We start from the raw sequence: 22,816 nt of genomic DNA, 5'->3' as shown, positions 1-22,816 counted from the left end.
CGCGACGTACAGCTTGATTACCGCATCTCCTGCGCAGGAGTTACGCCGAGAATACCAAGACCTGCAGAAATAACAACGGCTACGGCACGTGCGAGCGCAATTTTCGCCTGAGATGTGGCCTCGTCCCCTTCTTGAATGAACCGAAGTTCGGTCAATTCGTTGCCGCGGTTCCACAAGGCATGCAGTTCGCTGGCCAGTTCATACAAATAGAACGCCACGCGGTGTGGCTCATTTGTACGGCCAGCAAGCTCTACCAGACGCGGCCATTCGGCCAGTTTCTTGGCGACCGATATCTCGGCTTCGTGGCTTAGCTTGGTCAGATCAGCTTGCGCCAATACCGCATCATCTGCTGTAATTCCGGCCTCGTGGGCTTTGCGCAATACCGAACACACCCGCGCATGTGCATATTGCACATAGAACACAGGGTTGTCCTTTGATTGCTCCAGAACCTTATCGAAATCAAAATCAAGCGGCGCATCATTCTTGCGCGTCAACATCACAAACCGGGTCACATCCGGGCCAACCTGATCCACCACGTCACGCAGTGTCACAAAGTTGCCTGCCCGTTTGGACATCTTGAAAGGCTCGCCGTTTTTCCAAAGCTTAACCAATTGCGTAAGCTTGATATCAAGGGGAACCTGACCATCTGACAGCGCGGACACCGCCGCTTTCATGCGCTTTACATAGCCACCATGGTCGGCTCCGAACACATCAATAAGAGCGTCGAAGCCTCTGGAAACCTTATCATAATGATAGGCAATGTCTGGCGCAAAATAGGTCCAACCACCGTCTGACTTCTTGACGGGGCGATCTACGTCGTCACCGTGTTCTGTAGACTTGAAGAGGGTTTGCTCGCGCGGCTCCCAATCTTCGGGCTTCTTGCCTTTGGGCGGCTCAAGCACCCCCTCATAGATCAGGCCCTTGTCGTTCAATTCTGCAATCGCGGCTTCGATCCGTCCGGTGCCATAGAGCGACTTTTCGGAATAGAACACATCCATTTTAACACCAAGTGCCAGCAGGTCAGCACGGATCAAATCCATCATCGCATCGGTCGAAAAGGTGCGTACATCTTCGAGCCAGACGCTTTCGGGTTGATCCAAAAGGCTGTCACCATGCTTTGCTTTCAGCGCCTCACCGACTGTCACAAGATAATCACCCGGGTAAAGACCTTCGGCAATCTCTGGGTTCAATCCATTGGCTTCGCGATACCGCTCGAACACCGACCGTGCCAACACATCAACCTGTGCACCACCATCGTTGATGTAATATTCGCGGGTCACATCAAAGCCGACAAAATCCAAAAGGCTGGCCAAAGCATCGCCAAACACCGCACCACGAGTGTGGCCAACATGCAGCGGTCCGGTCGGGTTCGCCGACACGTATTCAACGTTCACCCGCTTGCCCTGCCCCATATCGGAACGCCCGAACCCAGAACCGGTCGTCAGAACGGCCTTGACCAAGCCCTGCCACAATACAGGTGCCAAACGTAAGTTCAGGAACCCAGGACCGGCAACTTGTGCGCTATCAACGCGGTCGCTTTGCGCCAGTTTTTCAGCCAGCATCTCGGCAATATCACGCGGCTTCATCTTGGCAGGTTTGGCCAAGACCATCGCCGCATTTGTCGCCATGTCGCCATGCGCTGGATCGCGCGGTGGCTCGACCGTGACATTGTCAAAGCTCACCCCTTCAGGAAGGGTGCCTTGGGATTGCATCTGTTCCAGCGCCGAGATCACCAGCGCGCGCATTTCGGTGAAAAGGTTCATAGGACCCGTCCTTTTGATTTAAAGGCGGGTTTATCATTGCTGACGGTCAGGTCAACCGATCAGGATAGATCAAAGAGACGCGCATGTTCCTGCAACGCAAAGCGATCCGTCATGCCTGCGATGTAATCTGCCACAATCCGCGCAAGGGCCGTCTCGTCCGTGGCCGACCGAATGTCGGGTTGCCATGCCGCTGGTAATGTCGACGGGTCCTGCATGAAAAAGGGAAACAGATCTTCGACCACCTTGGTGACCTGCGCGCGTTTGACCATAACAGACGGCGCACGATACATACGCGTAAACAAGAACGTGCGAATTTCTTTCAAATCCGCCCATAGCGTCGGCGAAAACTGCACGACAGGTGCTCCATTTGCGCGCACATCCGCCACGCTTTTTGCTCCGCTCTGAACCAACAAATCGCGCGAGACATCAATCACATCGGCCACCATCACGCCAAACACCCGCCGCAAGGCTTCGTGGCGCCGACGGATTGGGTCCAATCCCGGATAGGTCGCATCCACCGTCGCATAAGCCTCTGAAACAATGGGTAAGTCCATGATATCATCTTCGTCAAACAATCCGGCGCGCAACCCATCATGCAAGTCGTGATTGTTATAGGCAATGTCATCCGCCAGCGCCGCAACTTGGGCTTCTGCGCTGGCATATGTGTCCAGCTCTAGATCGTGAACCGCATTATAGTCGGCCAAGGCGTGCGGCAACGTGCCCGTGACGGGGCCGTTGTGTTTCGCAATCCCCTCGAGGGTTTCCCACGTCAGGTTCAGACCATCAAACTCTGCATAATGACGCTCGAGTGACGTTACAATTTTCACGGCCTGTGCATTGTGATCAAACCCGCCATAAGGTGCCATCAATGCGTCAAGCGCATCTTCGCCGGTATGCCCGAACGGCGTATGTCCCAAATCGTGAGCCAACGCGACGGCTTCGGTCAGCCCCTGATCCAAGCCCAAAGCCCCTGCAATGGTGCGCGCCACCTGAGCGACCTCAATCGAATGCGTCAGGCGCGTGCGAAAATAGTCTCCCTCGTGCTCGACAAAAACTTGGGTTTTGTGTTTGAGACGCCGAAAGGCGCTGGCGTGAATAATTCGGTCGCGATCCCGTTGAAAACAAGATCGAAAAGAGCTCTCCTCTTCCGGCACACGCCGTCCCCGGGCGTTGGCTGGATTGGATGCATAGGCAGCGCGCATGATGCTGGTCCTTGTGGCCTGTCACTAGGGTTTCTATATTGTATATGAACGCCGTTTAGAACCGGCCATTTTCGCGCGACCTCGTGTCAGGAGTCACAACATGCAACTGCCGCCAAAAGTAACAGACAGAGCCTTTGAACGGCTTGCCGAAATCGGAGCGGGATCACAGGGACAGGCCCTGCGCGTCGCCGTCGAAGGTGGCGGCTGTTCCGGGTTTCAGTACGAGATCAAACTGGATGCGCCATCACAAGATGATCTGGTCCTAGAAGGCCACGGCGAAAAGGTGGTTGTTGATGCCGTTTCATTGCCGTTTCTGGCCAATGCTGTCGTCGACTTTACCGAAGAATTGATCGGGGCGCGTTTTGTGATTGAGAACCCGAATGCGACAAGTTCATGCGGCTGCGGAACCAGTTTTTCAATGTAAATCAGCACACTATCGTGCGATCTTAATTTTCTGCATGACATCCAATTGACGCGCCTTAAGCCAATTCGCCCACGGATAGGGGGCGGGTTTCGGCTGAAGCTGTTCATAGATCAGGAAAATGCCAGAGCCGATCACAATCGCCACCCCCAGATATACGTTCGCGGCGGGGATCTCGCCAAATATCACCGCGCCAATCACCACCATCCACACAAATTGTAGGTTCATCAAGGGTGTGACGGCATAGGCCGCCATCAACCGTAACGACACCACCAGAAGCCAGCGCGCCGCAAACAGGAATATCCCGTAGCAGACCACCCACAGCAAATCCGTCACGGGCATCGCGACGTAGACAAAGGGCAATGCCATCGCCATTGTCACCCCGAGAGCCATGTTCGGATAAAAAACCTGAGCCAGCGCGTTGGTCTCAAATTTGCCGATATAGCGCGCCAGAACCATCGACATCGTGCCACAAAGACAGGCGAAAACGGCAACCAGGTGCCCGATAGACACCGACATAAGGCCGCTCGGAAACAAACAAAGCACACCAATGAAACCCGCAACCAACGCTGCCCACGCCATTGGGCGCGCATGTTCTTTTAAGACTGGTGCGGAAAATATTGCCGCAAAGATTGGCATCATACCGATGAAAACAAATACTTCAGCGAATGGAAGCCACCGAAAGGCATAGAAAAAGGCAATCGATCCAATCACGGTGAGCATGGCACGCAAGGCCATTGCCCTTGGGCACGATGTGCGCAGACTCTGCGGCGTATTCCCAAAGCGCGCCGTTCCCCACGATAAGGTCGCGACGATGACCCCTGACAAGGCAAATAGTTGCGGTGCCGCATAGCCGTTGGCGATGAACTTTGTGATCGCATCCGCAGATGAAATCATCAACGTATAGACAACGACCAATCCAGTGCCCGTCAAAACTGCTTGATCCACTTTGGCCATCACATTGCCACCAACGCCAGACTTGTTCGCGCAAACCCTTGAAAGAATGCGCCAAATTTGTCTGATGAGGTTTCCGCCCAAGAGACCACAACTTGTGCGTCTTCTGACAGTTGATCCAGCACCAGCGGACGCATGGCTTCCCAATCGTCTGTACGGGCCTCATCCAGATTATACATACATTCGGACAATTCACGCAGAGGCCCCGCGGTGCCTTCAGGGCGGAAAAATGCCATCCGATCATGAGCCATCGGCTTGAAAAAACCCTGTTGGCCACAGGTCGACATCATCCAGTTGCATACCAGAAACTCGTGGTAATCGTCTTGCGGTGTGACTTGCCCCCCGCTTTCCACGTCAAACAGATGTGTGTGACGCACAAGCCAGGTCTTCCAAATCTCTGGCACTGCAAAGCCACCGTATGTCAAAGCGATACAGACTTCGGCCAAAAGGTCGGCATTTTGTTCCAGAAAGGCAAGCAGCCCTGTAAACTCTAGAGATGTGCGGGTCTCTGTATCAAGCTGCGGGTCCTTGCGACCATATTCCGACAGGTAAAAGACCGCATGCGTGAGTTCGTAAGCCGCCTTTTTGTTTGGCATTGCAAACGTTGCAGACCGTGCAATGAACTGACGCATCCGGTCCTCGAGACCGCCGTCGCGTGCAAATGGGTCCTGCCCCCGTCGTGCCATCAAACGGCGGGCTTCCATCCGTTGTAAATCAGACAGCTCTGCATGAGCAAACCCTTGTTCGGCAACCCAATCCACCAATGCGGCACCTTTTGATCCCGCCATGCCAAGATCTTCGAGATCCAAACATATCGACAGCAAAAACCGATAATACTGCGGAAAAAACTGCAAGCGCTTTTCGACTTGGGCATAAAACCCTTGGTAGGTCATCAGAGCATCTTCACCGACCTTGGCCCCAGAGCATTCGAGGATGTTCAAAAGCTCTGCATTTTCCTTGAGCCAAAACACATCGTCACCAAAACGGCGGTGCTTGGCAAAGCTTTGCATCAAGGCGCCATAGCGGTCTTGATGCGACTGTCGCAGGGACGGGACGTTCAATTGGACGATATTGGACATGGATATTTCCCTTTATTCTAAAGGGCGCGCTCCATACGCGCCCCGTTCCCTGAGATCGTGGTTCAGAGACCAGAAGTGAAAAGCTCTGCGCCTTCCCCTGCTTGGGCTTGAACAGTGGCCTGAGGGGCCAACCCCGATGTGAACATCTGTACCAAGCCAGAGGTAAACATCTCGACAGCATCTCCGCTTTCTGTTGATGTCCCTGTTGCCGAAAGGCCAGACGTGAACATTTCAAGGCCTTCGCCTGCTGTTGCTTGGGCTTGTGATGTCGGCGCAAGACCGGACGTAAACATCTGTACCAAACCGGATGTGAACATTTCGACCGCGTCACCGCTGTCGGCCGAATTGCCGCTTGCAGCCAAGCCTGAAGTAAACATTTCAAGGCCTTCACCAGAGATCGATTGCGCTGTGCCGGTTGGTGCAAGTCCGGATGTGAACATTTGGACCAGACCAGATGTAAACATTTCTGCGCCATCTCCGGTCAACGCATCCGTTGCCATTTCAGGCGACAAACCTGACGTAAACATCTCAGTATTGAGACCATCATGCAGACTGGTTCCCGAGCGTGGCAGCGCACGGTTTGCAAACGTTTCATTAACCATTTCGACAGATTTTTGAGCGAGCATTTGATACCCTCCAGGTTGAAGTTTTGAGCACCATCAGGATTGCACGTATAACGGGTCTTGCAAAACAATTTTTCTCGCTATTGGTGCTTATCTCAAATTCACACAACACAAAAAGTCACACTAACCCATTGTTTATGAACTGTTAAATTGTGAGAAATTTTTTTCAAAATTTGGCCGTATTTATGCCTAATTTGTGCCACATTTCAAAATACACACGTAAAAGTTGCACTTCAGAGGCACGGTTTTTGACCGGAAATTGGGGAATCGGATGGCAAGATTCGCGCCGCTTTGCGACCGCACTCCGAACGCCCCACTGGTTGCTGTGCGACAAATATTTACCAAGAGTTAACGAATAGCACGTCTTGCCAGTGGCATCCGCTTGCGAGATACACAAAGATACTCTGGAAATTTGGTCAGGAGCGCGCCATGAAAATCGCCACCTTCAACATCAACGGCATCAAGGCTCGAATAAATGCACTCCCTGAATGGCTTGATGAAGCGCAGCCAGACGTCGTTCTATTGCAGGAAATCAAATCAGTAGACGAAGGGTTCCCGCGCGAAATCTTTGAAGATCGTGGATATAGCGTCGAAACACACGGTCAAAAGAGCTTTAACGGCGTGGCCATTCTATCGAAGCTGCCGCTAGAGGATGTTACGCGGGGACTTCCCGGAGATGAGAGTGACGAACAGGCCCGCTGGATCGAAGCGACCGTGATGGGCGACACACCCGTGCGCGTCTGTGGCCTGTACTTGCCGAATGGCAACCCCTGCCCCGGACCAAAGTACGACTACAAGCTTGCATGGATGGAACGACTACACGCACGTGCGCAGGACCTTTTGGCGGCGGAGGAACCCTTTTTGATGGCAGGGGATTACAATATCATCCCCCAAGACGAAGACGCAAAGCGCCCCGAGGTATGGCAGCAAGACGCGCTGGCCCGCCCTGAAAGCCGCGCGGCTTACAGGCGCATCTTGAACCTTGGGTTCACCGAAGCGTTCCGCGCCCGCACCCACGGCCCAGGTCATTATTCATTTTGGGATTATCAAGCCGGTGCTTGGAACAAAGACGACGGTATTCGCATTGATCACTTTTTGCTAAGCCCGCAATGTGCCGATCTGTTGCGCGACTGTCAGATAGACAAAGATATACGTGCGCGCGAAAAGCCGTCAGACCACGTTCCCGTCTGGGTGGAATTGGACGCATAAGTCAGGGCACGCCAAAACGCGGCGCCTGTTACTGGTCTTCTTGCGTCACATCGTGGCGATAAATCCAATCGAACTGATGCAACAGTTTTTCTGGCGCAACTGCGGAGCCCATACGCAATCCCAAATGGGCAGCCATCCGCAACGGCGGGAACGACAGGTGGTATTTCCACGCGTTTTTGCTCGCCGTTTCGACGACCTTGGAAACGCGTGAATAACGGCGTGCCTGATACCGCGCCAACCCCATTTCCATGTCTGGCGCGCGCCCCAACGCATCCGCCAGAACCCATGCATCTTCGATCGCCATAACCGCGCCCTGTGCCATAAACGGCAAGGTTGGATGGGCAGCATCGCCCAACAGCGCACAGTGATCTTGATGCCAGACCTTTGCGACCGGATGCCGGAACAACCCCCAAAGCCCGACCTCGGACACCTGAGCCAGGCACTTGGCCGCCATACCGCCGAACCCTGAAAACGCGGCACGCACGTTGTCGGGATCATCCGTGTGCGCCCAACCCTCATCCGCCCATTCGCTGCGTTCCTGAACCGCGACCAAATTCACAAGGTCCCCGCCACGCAATGGATAGCTGACCAGATGTTGGCGCGGTCCCATATGCACACAGGCAATTTCCGGGTGATCCATCACGTTTGGAACGGTAGCGCGCCACGCCACTTGGCGTGTGAAAAACGGTGCCGATGTACCATTCAAACTGGGCCGCAGTTTTGAGTGTAGCCCATCCGCCCCTATCACGAGGTCTGCAGAGAACTTTGCCCCATTTGTCATATGGACAACAGGTGCCTGCCCGACATCGACGCGGTCAACTGTTTGCAGCAGCCGCACGCGAATTCCGGCTTTGCGCACCGCATCCGCGAGCAAATCAATCAAATCTGCCCGATGCACAAAGAAATAGGGCTGATCATCATCCAAGAGCCCGAGATCAAGACGCGTGACCAGTCGCCCATGCCGGTAGTCGCGCAATTCAACGGCCTGCCCGCGCACGGCGACGGCTTCAAACTCTGGTCCCAAGCCCAGTGCCTTGAGAACCACAAACCCGTTTGGGCTGACTTGTATGCCGGCTCCGACCTCGGTGATCTCTGCAGCTTGTTCCAGCACCGTGACCTGAGCCCCTTTGGCCCGCAGCGCCAGAGCCGCAGTCAACCCGCCAATGCCAGCGCCAATCACGATCGTATTGAGTCCCGATATATCCATGGCAACCTTTTGGAACGAAAAACGCCGGGGCAAAACCCCGGCGCTCATAGTTTTTGCATTTTGTGATCGGATCAGTCGTCGCGGTGCACTTTTTCACGCCGTTCGTGACGTTCCTGTGCTTCCAAACTCATGGTTGCAATCGGACGTGCATCGAGACGTTTCAGCGAGATTGGCTCGCCTGTGACTTCGCAATACCCATACTCGCCCTCGTCAAGGCGACGGATAGCAGAGTCGATTTTTGCGACAAGCTTGCGCTGGCGATCCCGCGTGCGCAGTTCAAGCGCCCGATCGGTTTCTTCCGAAGCGCGGTCTGCAACATCAGGAATATTGCGGGTACTGTCTTGCAGTCCTTCAATTGTATCCCGGCTGCCAGCCAACAGTTCTTCACGCCAATTATTCAACTTCCGGCGGAAATACTCGATCTGCCGGTCATTCATGAATGGTTCATCTTCTGCTGGACGGTAATCGTCGGGCAGGAAAGATTCAGCTTTCATATCTGCTCCCTCTGTGTGGTCGACATCCGCGAACATAGTGTCATCAGACATCGAGCCCCCCTCTCATAGCTCCGGCATGTAACGCAGCGCCACGGGATTGTCACTACCCCTAGCATGTCATTGCGGTGAAATTTTGTTCGAGATACTGTGCTGCCTAACAAGTGATCACATGCAGGAAATTTTCATGAAATTCGAAGGCACCAAGTCATACGTGGCAACCGACGATCTGACCGTGGCGGTCAACGCGGCTGTTGCACTGGAACGGCCATTGCTCGTCAAAGGCGAACCAGGCACAGGCAAAACCGAGCTGGCCAAACAGGTTGCGGCCTCTCTGGGGCTGCGCATGATCGAGTGGAACATCAAATCCACCACCAAAGCCCAGCAAGGTTTGTACGAGTATGATGCCGTGTCGCGCCTGCGTGACAGCCAACTGGGCGACGAACGTGTGCATGACGTGAAAAACTACATCAAAAAGGGCAAGCTCTGGGAAGCCTTTGATGCAGATGAAAAAATCGTCCTGCTGATTGATGAAATTGACAAAGCCGACATCGAGTTTCCCAACGATCTGTTGCAGGAACTCGATAAGATGGAGTTCCACGTCTACGAAACAGGTGAAACGATCAAGGCAAAGAACCGCCCGATCATGATCATCACCTCCAACAATGAAAAAGAACTGCCTGACGCATTTCTGCGACGCTGTTTCTTTCACTATATCCGCTTTCCGGACGCTGACACGATGCGCGCAATTGTCGAAGTGCACCACCCTGGCATCAAGGAACAATTGCTGACGACCGCCCTGACGCAATTCTATGAAATCCGCGATACGTCTGGTTTGAAAAAGAAACCCTCGACATCCGAGGTTCTGGATTGGCTCAAGCTGTTGCTTGCAGAAGATTTGGATGCCGAAGACCTGAGGCGCGACGGGGCAAACGCCTTGCCGAAATTGCATGGCGCGTTGCTCAAGAACGAACAGGACGTTCACTTGTTTGAACGTTTGGCATTCATGGCGCGCGCGAAGCGGTAATCTGGATCAAAGAATCCGCATAATAACAGATCATTGCCGCCGCATCGCCTGAAGTGCGGCAATGACACTTTCGATTGTACGTACCGGTAATTTTGTCTGATCTGACAAGGCTTTCATCTGCACAACTGGCATTTCGAGCGTCAGGTCTGCCATTTTCTCACGAAAAATGTCCGCCCTATTCCCACGTAGCCGCATGACAGTTCCATCCGTCATCCGAATGGTGACAAAATTTTCTTCTATCTCTACGGCAACATCGCTGGATATTGATAGATCGGGGACTTCCTCAGCAGTTGACAAAGCGGATGCGCTGCCTGCACCTTCGGCCGCAACCCACATTTCTGGGGCACCAACATCTCGGATTGTAAGACCATCAACATCGACCTCGGCAGCTGCAGTTTCCTCACCAAACGCGTCTCGCTGGGATTTGGCATATTTTTCTGCCTGACGTTCTTTGTATTCCTTGCGCTTTTGACGACCAGCCGCGCCAATCTCTGCCGAGGCGCGAATGGTTCTGACAATCTCTGAGGATTGAAGTTCGGCCAATTTGGCAGTTTCGTCAAACGTCAGCTCTCTAGCCACATCCAATCGCGCATAGGCCTCAACCAGTTCAATCATCCCTCTAGGAATTTGACACCCTGCAATATCAAATTCTGCGGCTTCGTGGTGTCTATCAACACTTCCACGCCACGATTTCGAAACACACTCATAAAACAGGGCACCCGATTATTATTTGTTACAAACATAACGGGAAATCACCGCATTTCCAATCAGAACTCTCGCGATCAGGCTTTTCTTTTCACGCAATTCCGTCTTATTCTTGCCCCAAATTTCCCTGTATGGTTTTCGAACCCGAGCTTCAGCACAGAATGGCGGATCACATGAATACCAAGTCTGATATTGTCATTCGCCCCTTGCGCGCCTCGGATGAAGCCCAGTGGCGCATATTGTGGACCGGATATCTGGAATACTATGAAACCGTTCTTCCCGAAGAAATCTATGTCTCCACCTTTGCTCGATTGATGGGAAATGACCCACAGGATTTTTCTTGCTTGGTTGCTGAACAAGACGGGCATCTTGTGGGATTGACCCACTATCTGTTTCACCGTCACGGCTGGAAAGTTGAAAACGTCTGTTATTTACAAGACCTTTACGCCACACCAGACTCCCGTGGCACGGGTATCGGACGCAAATTGATCGAAGCCGCCTATGAGGCGGCGGACGCTGCGGGTGCCCCAAATGTATATTGGCTGACCCAAGATTTTAATGCCCCTGCGCGCAAACTTTATGACCGCATCGGGGTCTTAACTCCATTTATTAAGTACCAAAGACCTTGATACGTAGAACCCTTATCCCTCTGTGCTTGGCCCTAAGCGCCTGTATGCCGACACCTGACGGCGAAACTCCGACCCGTGGCAAGATATCTGATACATCGTTGCCGCCGATGAAGGTGTTCGCAGTCCCCCAACCCAGCGCCCCCACACGGTCCAATCGCGATATAGCTCGCGACTTTCTGGATCTGAGTTTTAAGCTGGAAAGCGGGCGATCCTTGCCAGCAATGACCCGGTTTGAGGGTCCGATCACCGTACGTGTGACTGGCAAACCACCCGCCACCCTCAGCGCAGATTTGTCGCGTTTGCTATATCGCTTGCGCAACGAAGCCCGTATCGACATTACCCAGACACGCGCAAAAGACGCCAACATCACCATTGAAGTCGTCACACGTTCCCAAATCAGCCGCGCCCTGCCGCAAGCGGCATGTTTTGTCGCCCCGAACATCACCAGCCTGTCTCAGTATCGTGGGTCGCGCCGCACAGCAAAATCAGACTGGGGTCAGCTCAAAAAACGCGAAACCCTCGCGATTTTCTTGCCCAATGACACCAGCCCACAAGAAGTGCGCAACTGCCTTCACGAGGAACTGGCCCAAGCATTGGGTCCATTGAACGACCTGTATCGTCTCTCGGACAGTGTCTTTAATGATGATGATGTGCATTCGGTTTTAACCGGATTTGATATGACTGTGCTGCGGGCGTATTATGACCCCGCGCTGGCCAATGGCATGACTCGTAATCAAGTTGCACAGCGTCTCCCGTTAATCCTGTCGTTGATCAATCCGCGCGGCGGCCGGCTAAGTTCCAACCCACTCCCTGCCACACCTCGTACATGGATTGATGCGGTCCAAACAGCGCTTGGCCCCGGATCCGGCGCGGCTGAACGCAGGAATGCCGCAGCACGCGCCCTAAAGATTGCCAAGCAACAAGGTTGGCGCGACCATCGGCTTGGGTTCAGCCATTATGCCATGGGGCGGCTACTGCAATCTTATGACTCGGCCCAAGCCCATACACAGTTTTTGTATGCAGACCGCGTATTTCGCCAAACCCCCTTGGCCGGACCACACCGCGCCTTTGTTGCCACCCAGCTTTCTGCCCACGCCATTTCGGCGGGACGCGGCCAAGAAGCCCTGAATTTGATCAACCCGCAGCTTGCGACCGCAGCGAAATATGAGAACGCCGCCCTGCTCTCGAGTCTGATGCTTCTGCGTGCTGAAGCGCTGGAATTGGTGAATCGCCCTCAAGAAGCGGCTGATACCCGTCTGGACAGTCTTGGCTGGGCGCGGTACGGATTTGGCCCGGACTGGGCCGTGCGCGCAAAAATTCGCGAAATTTCGGCGCTTAGTCCGCTGAAAGGGAGATACTAAGTCAGATGTTTGTACTGTTCGGTGGCCTGATTGGTGCCATTCTCGGTGGTCTCACCGCCAAGCGGCGCAAGGGTAAGGGATTAGACATCCTGCAATATGCCGTTGTTTATGCTTTGATTTTTGCTCTCGTTGGCATGTTTATCACGCTTGTCATCCACCGTATGGCGATCTGATCTTATGTTTCTGCCGTTCTTCGAAAACCTCAGAGATGGTGGTGTGCCCGTCTCTCTGCGCGAGTACCTCAGCTTTCTAGAGGGTGTCAAAGCTGGCCTTGTCACCTATGACATCGAAGCCTTCTATTACCTCGCCCGCACGGTGATGGTGAAAGACGAGCGCAACATCGACAAATTTGATCGTGCATTTGCCGCAACGTTCAAAGGCTTGGACCAGATCAGCATGCAAGACGTGCTGAACGCGGTGGACATCCCCGAAGAATGGCTGCGCAAGATGGCCGAAAAACACCTGAGCCCGGAAGAGATGGCCGACATTGACGCGCTTGGTGGTTTTGACAAACTGATGGAAACGCTCAAAGAGCGCCTGAAAGATCAAGAAGGGCGCCACCAAGGCGGTAACAAATGGATTGGCACCGCAGGTACATCGCCGTTTGGAGCGTATGGGTATAACCCCGAAGGCGTGCGGATCGGCCAAAAAGAAAGCCGACACCAGCGCGCGGTCAAGGTCTGGGACAAACGCGAATTCAAAAACCTCGATGACACGATCGAACTTGGCACACGCAACATTAAGGTGGCTCTCAAGCGGCTGCGCAGGTGGGCACGTGATGGCGCGGCAGACGAATTGGATCTGGACGGCACAATTCGGGCCACTGCCGAACACGGATATCTGGACGTCAAAACCAGACCAGAGCGCCGGAATGCCGTAAAAGTACTGTTGTTTCTAGACGTTGGCGGCTCAATGGACCCGCATATTCGCGTCGTAGAAGAATTGTTCAGCGCCGCGCGCACAGAATTCAAACACCTTGAGTACTTCTATTTTCATAACTGTTTGTACGAAGGCGTCTGGCGCGACAACTCGCGTCGTTGGCAGGAACAGATTCCAACGCACGAAATCATGCGCACCTATGGGCCTGATTATAAGTGCATTTTCGTCGGTGACGCTTCGATGTCTCCTTACGAGATCGCATATCCGGGTGGGGCTAACGAACATTGGAACCAAGAAGCGGGCCAAGTCTGGCTTGATCGCGCCCGCGCGCAATGGCCCTCGAACCTTTGGATCAATCCGCTGCCGGAACAATATTGGGAACATACGCATTCTATCTCGATGATCCGGGAAATTTTCGAGGACCGCATGGTGCCAATGACCCTAAAGGGGATCGAGGCAGGTATGAAAGACCTCACCCGGTAAACGCACTCTGCATGTGTCCACACCCATGTCTGGCGCGCTCGCGTGGCAGCGCGCGCTGACGCCTGCAAGGATTGTAGGATGGGAGGTCACTGGTTGATTTTTTCGTTGGGACGCTCTTGGGTGGTGTAGACATAATTCAGGACAGCACCATGCCCCGACATTTTTCCACACAAGAATACAATATGCGCCAGAACCGGGCGGTCGCCGCTGTCTCTGACGCGGCACTGGATGCCATTTTGATGTTTGCACCCGAAAGTCAATATTGGCTTACCGGATATGACACATTCGGGTTTGCCATGTTCCAATGTATGATCTTGACCGCGCAAGGAGATATCCATCTTCTGACGCGTGCGCCGGATCGTTTGCAGGCGCTTCAGACCTCGACCCTTTCGGCGGACCACATACACATCTGGGTAGACATCGAGGGCGTAGATCCTGTGGCCCGGCTGATGGCCCTTCTGGCCGAATTGGGCGTCGCCCCCAATCGCTTGGGCTTTGAGTCGCGGACAGCAGGCCTGACAGATTATTGGGGACACCGCTTGCGGACCGCCTCGCCCAATTTGCAGGATCACTCGGACCTGTTTCCCGAATTACGCCGCCACAAATCACAAGCCGAAGTCGACATGCATCGCAGGGCTGCTGCGTTGTCGGATGATGCTCTCGATGCGGCACTGGCGCACACGCACGCAGGCGCTTTTGAGGGCCAAATCCTTGGGGCGATGCAGGCTGCGGTTTTGGACGCAGGAGGCGATTACGCTGGAAATGAGTTCATCATCGGATCTGGCGACGGGGCGCTGTTGTGTCGGTCGGCATCTGGCAGACGCCACTTGGACGCGCAGGATCAGTTGACCCTTGAATGGTCGGGCGCATTTGCACGGTATCATGCGGCAATGATGCAAACATTGATCATTGGCCAACCGCATGAGGCACATATCCGCATGCATGCCGCCGCCCACGAGGCCCTGTTGGCCTGTGAAGAGGCCATAAAGCCCGGCGCACCAATGGGAGACGTCTATGCCGCACATGCTCGAGTGTTTGATGCACATGGTCTGCATCATGCGCGGCTGAATGCCTGTGGCTATGGCATGGGGGCCGTCTATGCGCCAATCTGGGTGGATTTCCCAATGTTTTATGAGAACAACCCGACCGTTATGCAGGAAAATCAGGTGTTCTTTTTACATATGATCCTGATGGATCAGGACTCTGGGCGGGCCATGTGCCTTGGGCATTCTGTGCTGGTCACTCGCGACGGGACTGAACGATTGTCACGACATGCCCCCGATTTGATCCAATGCTAGACCAAACCGTGGCTTGCCCTTTGTGGGCGATACCCCCATATCTTTGACATGTTGCGCTTTACCCCAATCCTGTTGGCCCTAATCTATGCTGTGGTTGTCTATCGCTTTTCCGCGTGGCGTACCTCTCGAGATCTCGACAGCCGTTCGACAGAACTGGCTGATCCGGCGCTTGTGCCGCTTATTCGCAAAATGGCGCAAGCGCTCGACCTGCCCCGCATTCGCGTGCATATTTTTGAGATTGAACCCGTCAACGGCCTTGCCGCGCCAGATGGGCGTATCTTCATTACCCGCGGATTTTATGAACAATATCGGGCGGGCAATGTATCTGCCGAAGAACTGGCCAGCGTGATTGCACATGAACTTGGCCACGTTGCCTTGGGGCATTCCCGACGTCGGATGATTGATTTTTCCGGTCAAAATGCACTGCGAACTGCATTGGCCATGGTCTTGGGGCGATTTTTGCCAGGTATTGGCGTCATGATCGCAAATTTGGCCACATCCACCTTGGCGGCACGGCTGTCACGCAGCGACGAATACGAAGCAGATGCCTATGCTGCTGCTTTGTTGTCAAAATCCGGCATTGGGACATCTGCCCAAAAGTCGCTGTTTGAAAAACTGGAAGCCTTGACCAAATCGCGTGGAGGCACGACGCCGGCATGGTTGTTAAGCCATCCCAAAACACCACAACGCATCCTCGCCATAGAAGCCCTTGAGAAAAAATGGGGTGTGTCCGGCACCTGACTTTAGCACCCGCTCCCACTGTCGCGTGCCGTTGAGACCAGACGTGTTGACTAAGCCAAAGCCTTGGCAAGTCGTGGCAAACGCGCCTTTTTGAGCAGCTTTCGGAGATCCCACGTGTCGCCAGACAGGCGTTCGGCCTCTTGACGGACAGCTTCGGCGACATCCCCCACCAAGTCTGGATGACGCCCCCAAATCTCTCGCAAGAAGGCATCAGGATCGGCGCGATCAAGACCTTCTTCGGCCAAAGTCTGGCGTGGGAAGTCTTTGGCGTTCATGGTGATGATCACATCCGCCGACCCGGAAATCGCCGCTGCCAGAACATGCACGTCAGCCGGATCAGGCAAATATAGCCGGTCTTCCAAAGAGGGCTTCCATGTGACCGACGCATTGGGCCAATCCCCCCGCACCAACGCGATTTCTGCACGCGCTTGGGGTTCGCCTGTCGGGCCCAGTTTACGTGCGGCACGCGCCCATTCTTCAAGAATGCGGTCGGACCAAAGCGGCGCAAACGCCCCTGCCTTGGCCACGCCCAACAGGATTTCACGCATCACTGTTGGGTACATCACACAGGTATCAAGCAGTGCCCGCGTCACAGGCGATAGAACAATGCTTTGAGATATCCGCTTTCGGCAAGCTGAGGCATCAAGGGATGATCAGGCCCAGCATAGCCAGTATGGATCAACTGCGCATGGCGCCCTGCCCGTCCGATCCCCCGCGTGGACGCGCCACGAAACCGTGCCAAATCCGCCGCATGCGAACATGAACACAGGCCAAGATATCCGCCTTCGCGGACCAACGGCGCCGCAAGTCGGGCAATCCGTTCATACGCACGCAACCCTTTTTCGAGCGCGGGCTTTGATGGTGCAAAGGCAGGAGGATCACAGATGACAACGTCAAAGGTTTCCCCTTCTTCTGCCAAAGCTGTGAGCACATCAAATGCGTCGCCTTTGCGGGTTGCAAAACGGTCCGAAACTCCGCCCTGCTCGGCGCCCTGCTCGGCCAATGACAACGCGGCCGCTGATCCATCAACCGCCAACGCGCTTGTCGCACCAGCAGCGAGACTGGCCAGAGAAAAGCCCCCAACATGCGAGAACACATCAAGCACTTTGGCCTCTTTGCAAAGAGACGCTGCGAACCGTTGGTTCATCCGCTGGTCAAAATACAGACCGGTTTTTTGACCACCCGTCAAATCGGCCAGATACGTCGCGCCGTTCATGACCACCGAAACAGGCGCGCTGGGTGCCGTGCCAACGACCACACCACTGTCATCCTCCAGCCCTTCAAGGCTGCGCGCGCGGCCTGCGCTATTCTTAAGAACCGTGCTCACGCCGGTGACTTCGACCAAGGCCGCCACCAATGGCTCGAGCAACACATCCGCCCATGCGGCGTTGGGCTGTACCACAGCCACATCCCCAAACCGGTCAATCACGACACCAGGCAAGCCATCAGCTTCGGCATGGATCAGGCGATAAAATGGCTGATCATAAAGCCGCGCACGCATCTCCAGCGCGCGGGCCAGTTTGGCGGTAAACCACGCCTGATCAATCTGGGCCGTCGGGTCGCGGTCAATCATCCGGCAAAAAATGCGGGAATTCGGATTGGTCGCAACCACCCCCATTGGAGTACGTTCCGAATCTTCAAGAACGGCTAACGTTCCGGGACTCAGAGCGCGGGATCGGCGATCTGTGACGATTTCATTATCATAAACCCAAGGGAACCCATGGCGCACAGCGCGCGCATTGGCTTTTGGTTTAAGGCGAACAACGGGAAAAGAGGACGGCATCATGCCGTCCTCCTATAGCTTTCTGCGGATCATGGAAAGATCAGATTGGCTTTACAGGTTCCAAAGGCACAATCCGTGCTGTCACGCCCTTTTTCGGGGGAACCCATCCAGTTGCCAAAGTCATCTCTTCGCGGATCACACGGGCCAAATGCTGTGTGATGCGATATTTCTGTGTCAGGCCGCGTGCCTCGGCTTGAATAGCCTTGGACCCGCCATACCCTTCCAAATCTGCTTTGATTTCGCGTGGACCACGGATCACCGCGCCGGTTTGCGGATCACGGATCGTCATCACAAATTCGATCGAATGGATGCCACCAACAGAATAACGCGTTTTTTCGGTCAAAGCGTGGAAACGCTTAAGTTCGATTTCGACCATCACGGGCAACGCGCCCTGCAGTGGGCTTGCGCCAACTTGGATCGCATCTTCGAAAATCGCGCCGATTTGTTCGTAACGGTTTCCATAGGGATCACCGCGCCACACAATATCCCCACCGGGATAATAGCTGTTGGCCTCGGAAACTTCCAAGCTCAGAGGGACATTCACATCATACCCGGCCAGTTGGAAAGACGGTGCAGGCGCAACCATTTCGGTTGGCATTTGCTCCATCGGGGTATTCCGTGAAGCTGTATCCACAGTGGCACAGGCGGAAACGCCCAAGCCCAAAATCATCATCAATGCTGTCAATCGAACACGTTTCATGTCCATTACTCCTTGGACCCCAGGTCCGTTAGCGTCTTGGACAATTTGATCCTGAATTGGGGCAAGAATGCGTCAAATCTTGTTCAATTCAGAGGAATTTCACCCCATTTACCGGGCTAGATCCCTTATTTTCTTAGAGTTATGGCCTTTTGCGTGACCGCCATCCGCCACGCCGTTTTGGATTTTGGTCGCTAAACAGGCCATGTCGCAGCACATCCGTCATCGGGTGATGTGGGTGATCGGGGCGATATTTTTCCAGCAAATCCCGAATCAATTCGTGCGGATCACTATCAAGCGGTACCCCCAGCGCCCAATCCAAAAAGATCGAGCGACATTGCGAGTCATCGATACCGTCTATGTTATATGACTCGCGAATAAGTCCCTTGGGATCCCAAACCTGATCAGTCATTATTGTGCCTCCAGCGGGTGCGTCAGGGACGCGTCAACAATTGCGCGAGCAATTTCGGTCTGCCGTTCCAGTTCGCCCTGCAAGTGCGCGATCGTATCAAAAGGTGTTTCACGCAACAGCATCGCGGCACCGCCTTCCCCGATCGTGTCAGGAGTCAGAACGTGTTCACTCAGCAATTTTGAACCGGCTTGTACTGTCCAGAACAAATCATATGCTGCCAACAACGCGCTTTGATCTGCGGCATTCAACCACCCGATACCGACACCCGCCGCAAGACCCGAAGCAACGTCACGCGCCACACAGCCAGACAACAACGCCGACGTTTGCGACAATAGCTCGATATCTTGCATCCGCCCTTTGCCAATTTTGGCATCCCATGGGCCTTTGGAGGGTTTGGCCGCCGCAATCTTTTCGCGCATTTCGGCCACATCAGTGCGGATTTTGGCCTCGTCTGGCTGGACCTGCAAAATCTCTGCGCGAAACGCTTCGATTTCCGCCATTAACCCCGCATCCCCTACAATGGGTCGCGCCCGCGTCAGCGCCAGATGCTCCCACGTCCACGCTTGATTTTGTTGGTAATCCTTGAACGAGGCCACCGACGTAGCAACGGGACCTTGTGTGCCGGACGGGCGCAGCCGCATGTCAATTTCATAGAGACGCCCTTGCGGCATCTGGGCGGTGACGGCCGTGACCATGGCTTGGGTCAGGCGCGCATAATACGCGCGTGCGGCCAATGGGCGACGCCCTTCCGAAGCATCGACCCCGTCCGCATCATATATCACGATCACATCAAGATCCGAGGCCGCGTTCAATCGCCCTGCCCCCAAAGACCCCATGCCCAGAACCATCGCGCCACGTCCGGGCATCGGTCCATGCTTTTGCGCAAAGGCTGCCGCGACTTCGGGCCAGAGCGCCCCTAAGGCGGCACTTGCCAAATCTGCATAATGGGCGCCAGCTTCGGCGGCGGTCACAATACCGCGCAAGTGATGCACGCCCACGCGGAAATGCCATTCTTTTGCCCAGCGACGTGCCGTGTCCAATTTGCGCTCGTAATCCGGTTCTGCCGCAAGAATTTCAGCAAGCTCCGCAGTCAATCCTTCTGCACCGGGCCACGGCGTAAAGAACGATCCGCCAATCACCGCATCAAACACCCCAGAGTTCCGCGACAGATGCCGCGCCAACGCAGGGGCCGTGCCCACGATATCAACCAACAAATCCACCAACTGGGTGTTGGCTTCAAATAGCGAAAACAGCTGAACCCCGGCGGGCAAACCTGCCAAGAACCCGTCCAAAGCCACCAGCGCCTGATCGGGGTGGGGCGTGTGGCTTAGTCGATCCAGAATTTCCGGTCGCAAGCGATTGAAAATTTTGACTGCGCGTTCACTGCGCAGCGCGGGATAGCTGTGCCAACGTCCCATGATTTCAGGGTCAAACGCGTGATCCCGTTCAGATTTCCCTTCGTCAGGGGCAAAGAACCCTTCGGTGAGGTCATGCACCTCGGTGAGCCGGCCAATCACATCCTTGCGCAATGTTTCGACGTCTTGCCCCATCAAACATGCGATGCGCTGCACGCCTTCATCAGATTTTGGCATGATATGGGTCTGGGCGTCGTTGATCATCTGAATGCGGTGCTCAACCTCGCGGTGCGCTCGATAGTGGCTCGCCAAAACATCTGCGACATCTTTTGGGATCCAGCCCTTTTCCGCCAAATGGCCCAAGGCAGGCACGGTGCGTCGATCTCGCAAATACGGATCCCTGCCGCCAGCGATAATCTGGCGGGTTTGTGTGAAAAATTCGATCTCGCGAATTCCGCCGCGTCCCAGCTTCATATTATGTCCTTCAAGGGCCATAGCCCCTCCCAGACCTTTGTGCTCGCGAATGCGCAATCGCATATCGTGCGCATCCTGAATGGCCGCGAAATCCAGATGCTTGCGCCACACAAACGGTGTCAACGTCTTGAGAAACCGCGCTCCGGCCTCAAGATCACCTGCCGACGGGCGCGCCTTGATATAGGCTGCCCGTTCCCATGTGCGCCCAAGGCTCTCGTAATAGCGTTCGGCCGCTTCCATGGCCAAACACACAGGCGTCACCGCAGGATCAGGCCGCAATCTAAGATCGGTCCGAAAGACATAGCCATCGCCGGTCAGATCATTCAGCATTGCGGACATTTTACGTGTTGCCCGAATAAAGCTGGCGCGTGCATCGTGGTAATCTGACGGATCAAACCGTGTTTCGTCAAACAGGCAAATCAGATCGATATCTGAGCTATAATTTAGCTCGTGCGCGCCCATCTTGCCCATGGCAATCGATACCATCCCACCCGCAGTGGCCACATCATCCTCGGTTTGACCCGGCAGCTTCTTGCGGCGGATTTCATGTGCAATCGCGGCCTTGAGCGCCAGATCACTGGCCAAATCTGCAAAATCCGTCAATGTGCCAGTCACGGTTTCCAGCGGCCACACACCTGCAATATCCGCCAACCCTGTCAGCAACGCAACGCGACGCTTGCCCATCCGAAGTGCAGCGCCCAACTGATCTGGCGCGACCTGCTTTAACTCTTGAAACAACGTCTCAATCGCCAATTCGGGGTCTTGCAGCGCCTCGGGCAGCCAAACACGTTCTTTTTCCACAAGCGTCTTAAGATACGGGCTGCATCCGCCGGTGCCATACACCAGCGCTGCCAGGTCCCCCTCGAGAGACGGCACAAAGGCCAATGTGTCAGTTGCGCGCTCGGGGTCGAACGCATGCGGCAGGCGGGTGATACGTGACAGGAAATCCATGTCGTGAAAATGCGTGTTACCCGCGCCATGGTCAATGATTTGAAACAAATCAAATACGTTTTGCCGCAGCTGACCGTGCTGCCAGTTTTCTCAGTGTCAAAAGTGACGAGGCACGATCACGAAGTCACGCCCCCCACCCCGCCTCATTCACACATCCCACCGCCTCGGCGGGCTTTGGATATCCACGGACTCTGATCTGCGTCAACGCATGTACTGGCCGTTTTCTGCTAAAATTATTGCACCAAGGGACCTATCAGGAGGCTTTTCAGTCGATGACTTCTCGAGGCAAATATCTCTTTCTCATACGAGCGCTTACCTTTGCAATTTTGTTGCTCGCTTTGCTGGCGATACCGCGATTTGGATGGTGGAGCGCCAGCGCGCTGATCGTCGGATCGGTGGTTGTCTATTTTTGGGCACCCCGCCCCGCAAGGCCAGCAGGAAGTCTGAGCTATGATCGTGTCAGCGCAGTCGTGCTGCCCGATTGGCTTGGGCTTATTTTTGGCAGCATTATGTGCGCCCTTCCGGTTTGGGCTGCCCCGTCCATGGGAACATCCGACTGGGTACACCCAATGGCATGGCTTGTCTGGCCGATGGGGCTTTGCATGGCATCATTTACGGTCATCGGCTGGCGGTATGAGTGCCTGAATTTCGTAGTCACACCAGCCCATCTGAGCATCGATACCGGGGTGGCGAAATACGACATCATCTGGGATGACATACTCGGAGTGTCTCCTTGGAAGCGAGATTTGCCGCGTTGGATGCGCCGTTTGACTCCAATTTTGATCTCAATGGGCCATTACACGCAAGCTGGCGCGATTGTTTTGGCGCGTGAGAGCTCGGGGATATCTCTGGAGCGCAAGGGGCAGAAACCATTTGTAATTTCAACAGACGGTTTTGAAACCAACACACAAACCCTCATGGCACACATGATTGCGCGCGACATAAAAATCGGACGCGGCCTGTCACATCTGGCCCCTTCCAAACGACATCATAAAACGATTGGCGAGGCGTAAAAGATGCAGAAAATTGGAAAACTTTGTGGGATCATCTTTGCTCTCCTTTGCTTGTGGGC

General features: G+C 54.6%; 23 protein-coding genes. 10 read left to right on the top strand and 13 right to left on the bottom strand.

The genetic code is table 11. The features are described from left to right. Window positions 1-17: 17 nt before the first annotated feature. Window positions 18-1,763, bottom strand: a complete 1,746-nt coding sequence (gene argS, locus FAP39_RS10030; protein ID WP_138016266.1) for an arginine--tRNA ligase — start codon at window positions 1,761-1,763, stop codon at window positions 18-20. A gap of 59 nt (window positions 1,764-1,822) precedes the next feature. After that, a complete protein-coding gene (locus FAP39_RS10025; protein ID WP_171006828.1) occupies window positions 1,823-2,965 on the bottom strand; it encodes a deoxyguanosinetriphosphate triphosphohydrolase in 1,143 nt (380 codons plus the stop codon). 100 nt (window positions 2,966-3,065) lie between these two features. Between FAP39_RS10025 and FAP39_RS10020 the strand changes: the two genes are divergently transcribed. After that, window positions 3,066-3,389 carry a HesB/IscA family protein gene (locus FAP39_RS10020; protein ID WP_138016264.1) on the top strand — a complete coding sequence of 108 codons (324 nt, stop codon included), beginning with the start codon at window positions 3,066-3,068 and terminating at the stop codon, window positions 3,387-3,389. 9 nt (window positions 3,390-3,398) lie between these two features. On the opposite strand, the gene FAP39_RS10015 is transcribed toward FAP39_RS10020, so the two are convergent. The 3 genes from FAP39_RS10015 to FAP39_RS10005 form a co-directional block, all read right to left on the bottom strand. Beyond that, window positions 3,399-4,343, bottom strand: a complete 945-nt coding sequence (locus FAP39_RS10015; protein ID WP_138016263.1) for a DMT family transporter — start codon at window positions 4,341-4,343, stop codon at window positions 3,399-3,401. Further along, window positions 4,343-5,419, bottom strand: a complete 1,077-nt coding sequence (locus FAP39_RS10010) for a DUF6902 family protein (protein ID WP_138016262.1) — start codon at window positions 5,417-5,419, stop codon at window positions 4,343-4,345. The genes FAP39_RS10015 and FAP39_RS10010 overlap by 1 nt, the downstream gene beginning before the upstream one ends. Window positions 5,420-5,481: 62 nt before the next feature. Continuing rightward, the gene (locus tag FAP39_RS10005) at window positions 5,482-6,045 is read right to left on the bottom strand and encodes a DUF6749 family protein (RefSeq protein WP_138016261.1); all 564 of its coding nucleotides are present in this window, start codon (window positions 6,043-6,045) and stop codon (window positions 5,482-5,484) included. Window positions 6,046-6,471: 426 nt separating this feature from the next. On the opposite strand from FAP39_RS10005, the gene xth reads away from it, so the two are divergent. Continuing rightward, entirely contained in the window at window positions 6,472-7,251 is a 780-nt protein-coding gene (gene xth / locus FAP39_RS10000) for an exodeoxyribonuclease III (RefSeq protein ID WP_138016260.1), read from the top strand. A 28-nt stretch (window positions 7,252-7,279) separates the two neighbouring features. On the opposite strand, the gene FAP39_RS09995 is transcribed toward xth, so the two are convergent. Both FAP39_RS09995 and dksA read right to left on the bottom strand, forming a co-directional pair. After that, a complete protein-coding gene (locus FAP39_RS09995; RefSeq protein ID WP_138016259.1) occupies window positions 7,280-8,458 on the bottom strand; it encodes an FAD-dependent monooxygenase in 1,179 nt (392 codons plus the stop codon). A 71-nt stretch (window positions 8,459-8,529) separates the two neighbouring features. Beyond that, window positions 8,530-8,952, bottom strand: coding sequence for an RNA polymerase-binding protein DksA (gene dksA / locus FAP39_RS09990; RefSeq protein WP_138016331.1), 423 nt, complete (start codon window positions 8,950-8,952; stop codon window positions 8,530-8,532). 184 nt (window positions 8,953-9,136) lie between these two features. On the opposite strand from dksA, the gene FAP39_RS09985 reads away from it, so the two are divergent. Then, the gene (locus FAP39_RS09985; RefSeq protein WP_138016258.1) at window positions 9,137-9,976 is read left to right on the top strand and encodes an AAA family ATPase; all 840 of its coding nucleotides are present in this window, start codon (window positions 9,137-9,139) and stop codon (window positions 9,974-9,976) included. Window positions 9,977-10,006: 30 nt separating this feature from the next. Here the strand turns inward: FAP39_RS09985 and FAP39_RS09980 are convergent, their stop codons facing one another. After that, entirely contained in the window at window positions 10,007-10,591 is a 585-nt protein-coding gene (locus FAP39_RS09980) for a hypothetical protein (RefSeq protein WP_138016257.1), read from the bottom strand. A 263-nt stretch (window positions 10,592-10,854) separates the two neighbouring features. On the opposite strand from FAP39_RS09980, the gene FAP39_RS09975 reads away from it, so the two are divergent. The 6 genes from FAP39_RS09975 to FAP39_RS09955 all read left to right on the top strand — a co-directional run bounded on the left by FAP39_RS09975 (window position 10,855) and on the right by FAP39_RS09955 (window position 16,072). After that, on the top strand, window positions 10,855-11,310 hold the full coding sequence (locus FAP39_RS09975) for a GNAT family N-acetyltransferase (RefSeq protein WP_138016256.1): 456 nt from the start codon (window positions 10,855-10,857) through the stop codon (window positions 11,308-11,310). Between the two features lie 44 nt (window positions 11,311-11,354). Next, window positions 11,355-12,671: a DUF2927 domain-containing protein gene (locus FAP39_RS09970; RefSeq protein WP_171006827.1), complete on the top strand. Its 1,317-nt coding sequence runs from the start codon at window positions 11,355-11,357 to the stop codon at window positions 12,669-12,671. Between the two features lie 5 nt (window positions 12,672-12,676). Beyond that, a complete protein-coding gene (locus tag FAP39_RS17525; protein ID WP_171006826.1) occupies window positions 12,677-12,844 on the top strand; it encodes a hypothetical protein in 168 nt (55 codons plus the stop codon). Between the two features lie 4 nt (window positions 12,845-12,848). Further along, complete coding sequence (locus FAP39_RS09965; RefSeq protein WP_138016255.1) at window positions 12,849-14,033, top strand: vWA domain-containing protein; 1,185 nt, start codon at window positions 12,849-12,851, stop codon at window positions 14,031-14,033. Window positions 14,034-14,182: 149 nt separating this feature from the next. Beyond that, window positions 14,183-15,331, top strand: a complete 1,149-nt coding sequence (locus FAP39_RS09960; protein WP_138016254.1) for a M24 family metallopeptidase — start codon at window positions 14,183-14,185, stop codon at window positions 15,329-15,331. Between the two features lie 48 nt (window positions 15,332-15,379). Continuing rightward, on the top strand, window positions 15,380-16,072 hold the full coding sequence (locus tag FAP39_RS09955; RefSeq protein WP_138016253.1) for a M48 family metalloprotease: 693 nt from the start codon (window positions 15,380-15,382) through the stop codon (window positions 16,070-16,072). A gap of 50 nt (window positions 16,073-16,122) precedes the next feature. Here the strand turns inward: FAP39_RS09955 and FAP39_RS09950 are convergent, their stop codons facing one another. The 5 genes from FAP39_RS09950 to FAP39_RS09930 all read right to left on the bottom strand — a co-directional run bounded on the left by FAP39_RS09950 (window position 16,123) and on the right by FAP39_RS09930 (window position 21,744). Further along, the gene (locus tag FAP39_RS09950) at window positions 16,123-16,665 is read right to left on the bottom strand and encodes an RSP_2648 family PIN domain-containing protein (protein WP_281280249.1); all 543 of its coding nucleotides are present in this window, start codon (window positions 16,663-16,665) and stop codon (window positions 16,123-16,125) included. Next, complete coding sequence (locus FAP39_RS09945; RefSeq protein ID WP_138016252.1) at window positions 16,662-17,858, bottom strand: RSP_2647 family RNA methyltransferase; 1,197 nt, start codon at window positions 17,856-17,858, stop codon at window positions 16,662-16,664. Before FAP39_RS09945 ends, FAP39_RS09950 begins: the two co-directional genes overlap by 4 nt. A 37-nt stretch (window positions 17,859-17,895) precedes the next feature. After that, complete coding sequence (locus FAP39_RS09940; protein WP_138016251.1) at window positions 17,896-18,555, bottom strand: DUF6778 family protein; 660 nt, start codon at window positions 18,553-18,555, stop codon at window positions 17,896-17,898. A 139-nt stretch (window positions 18,556-18,694) separates the two neighbouring features. Then, the gene (locus FAP39_RS09935) at window positions 18,695-18,964 is read right to left on the bottom strand and encodes a hypothetical protein (protein WP_138016250.1); all 270 of its coding nucleotides are present in this window, start codon (window positions 18,962-18,964) and stop codon (window positions 18,695-18,697) included. Continuing rightward, a complete protein-coding gene (locus FAP39_RS09930) occupies window positions 18,964-21,744 on the bottom strand; it encodes a bifunctional [glutamate--ammonia ligase]-adenylyl-L-tyrosine phosphorylase/[glutamate--ammonia-ligase] adenylyltransferase (RefSeq protein ID WP_138016328.1) in 2,781 nt (926 codons plus the stop codon). Before FAP39_RS09930 ends, FAP39_RS09935 begins: the two co-directional genes overlap by 1 nt. 272 nt (window positions 21,745-22,016) lie before the next feature. Between FAP39_RS09930 and FAP39_RS09925 the strand changes: the two genes are divergently transcribed. Then, window positions 22,017-22,757 carry a hypothetical protein gene (locus FAP39_RS09925; RefSeq protein WP_138016249.1) on the top strand — a complete coding sequence of 247 codons (741 nt, stop codon included), beginning with the start codon at window positions 22,017-22,019 and terminating at the stop codon, window positions 22,755-22,757. Window positions 22,758-22,816 lie beyond the last annotated feature (59 nt).

This window comes from Shimia litoralis (assembly GCF_005518135.1).
GTDB lineage: Bacteria > Pseudomonadota > Alphaproteobacteria > Rhodobacterales > Rhodobacteraceae > Shimia_E > Shimia_E litoralis.
This window is presented reverse-complemented; position numbering and strand designations above follow the sequence as displayed.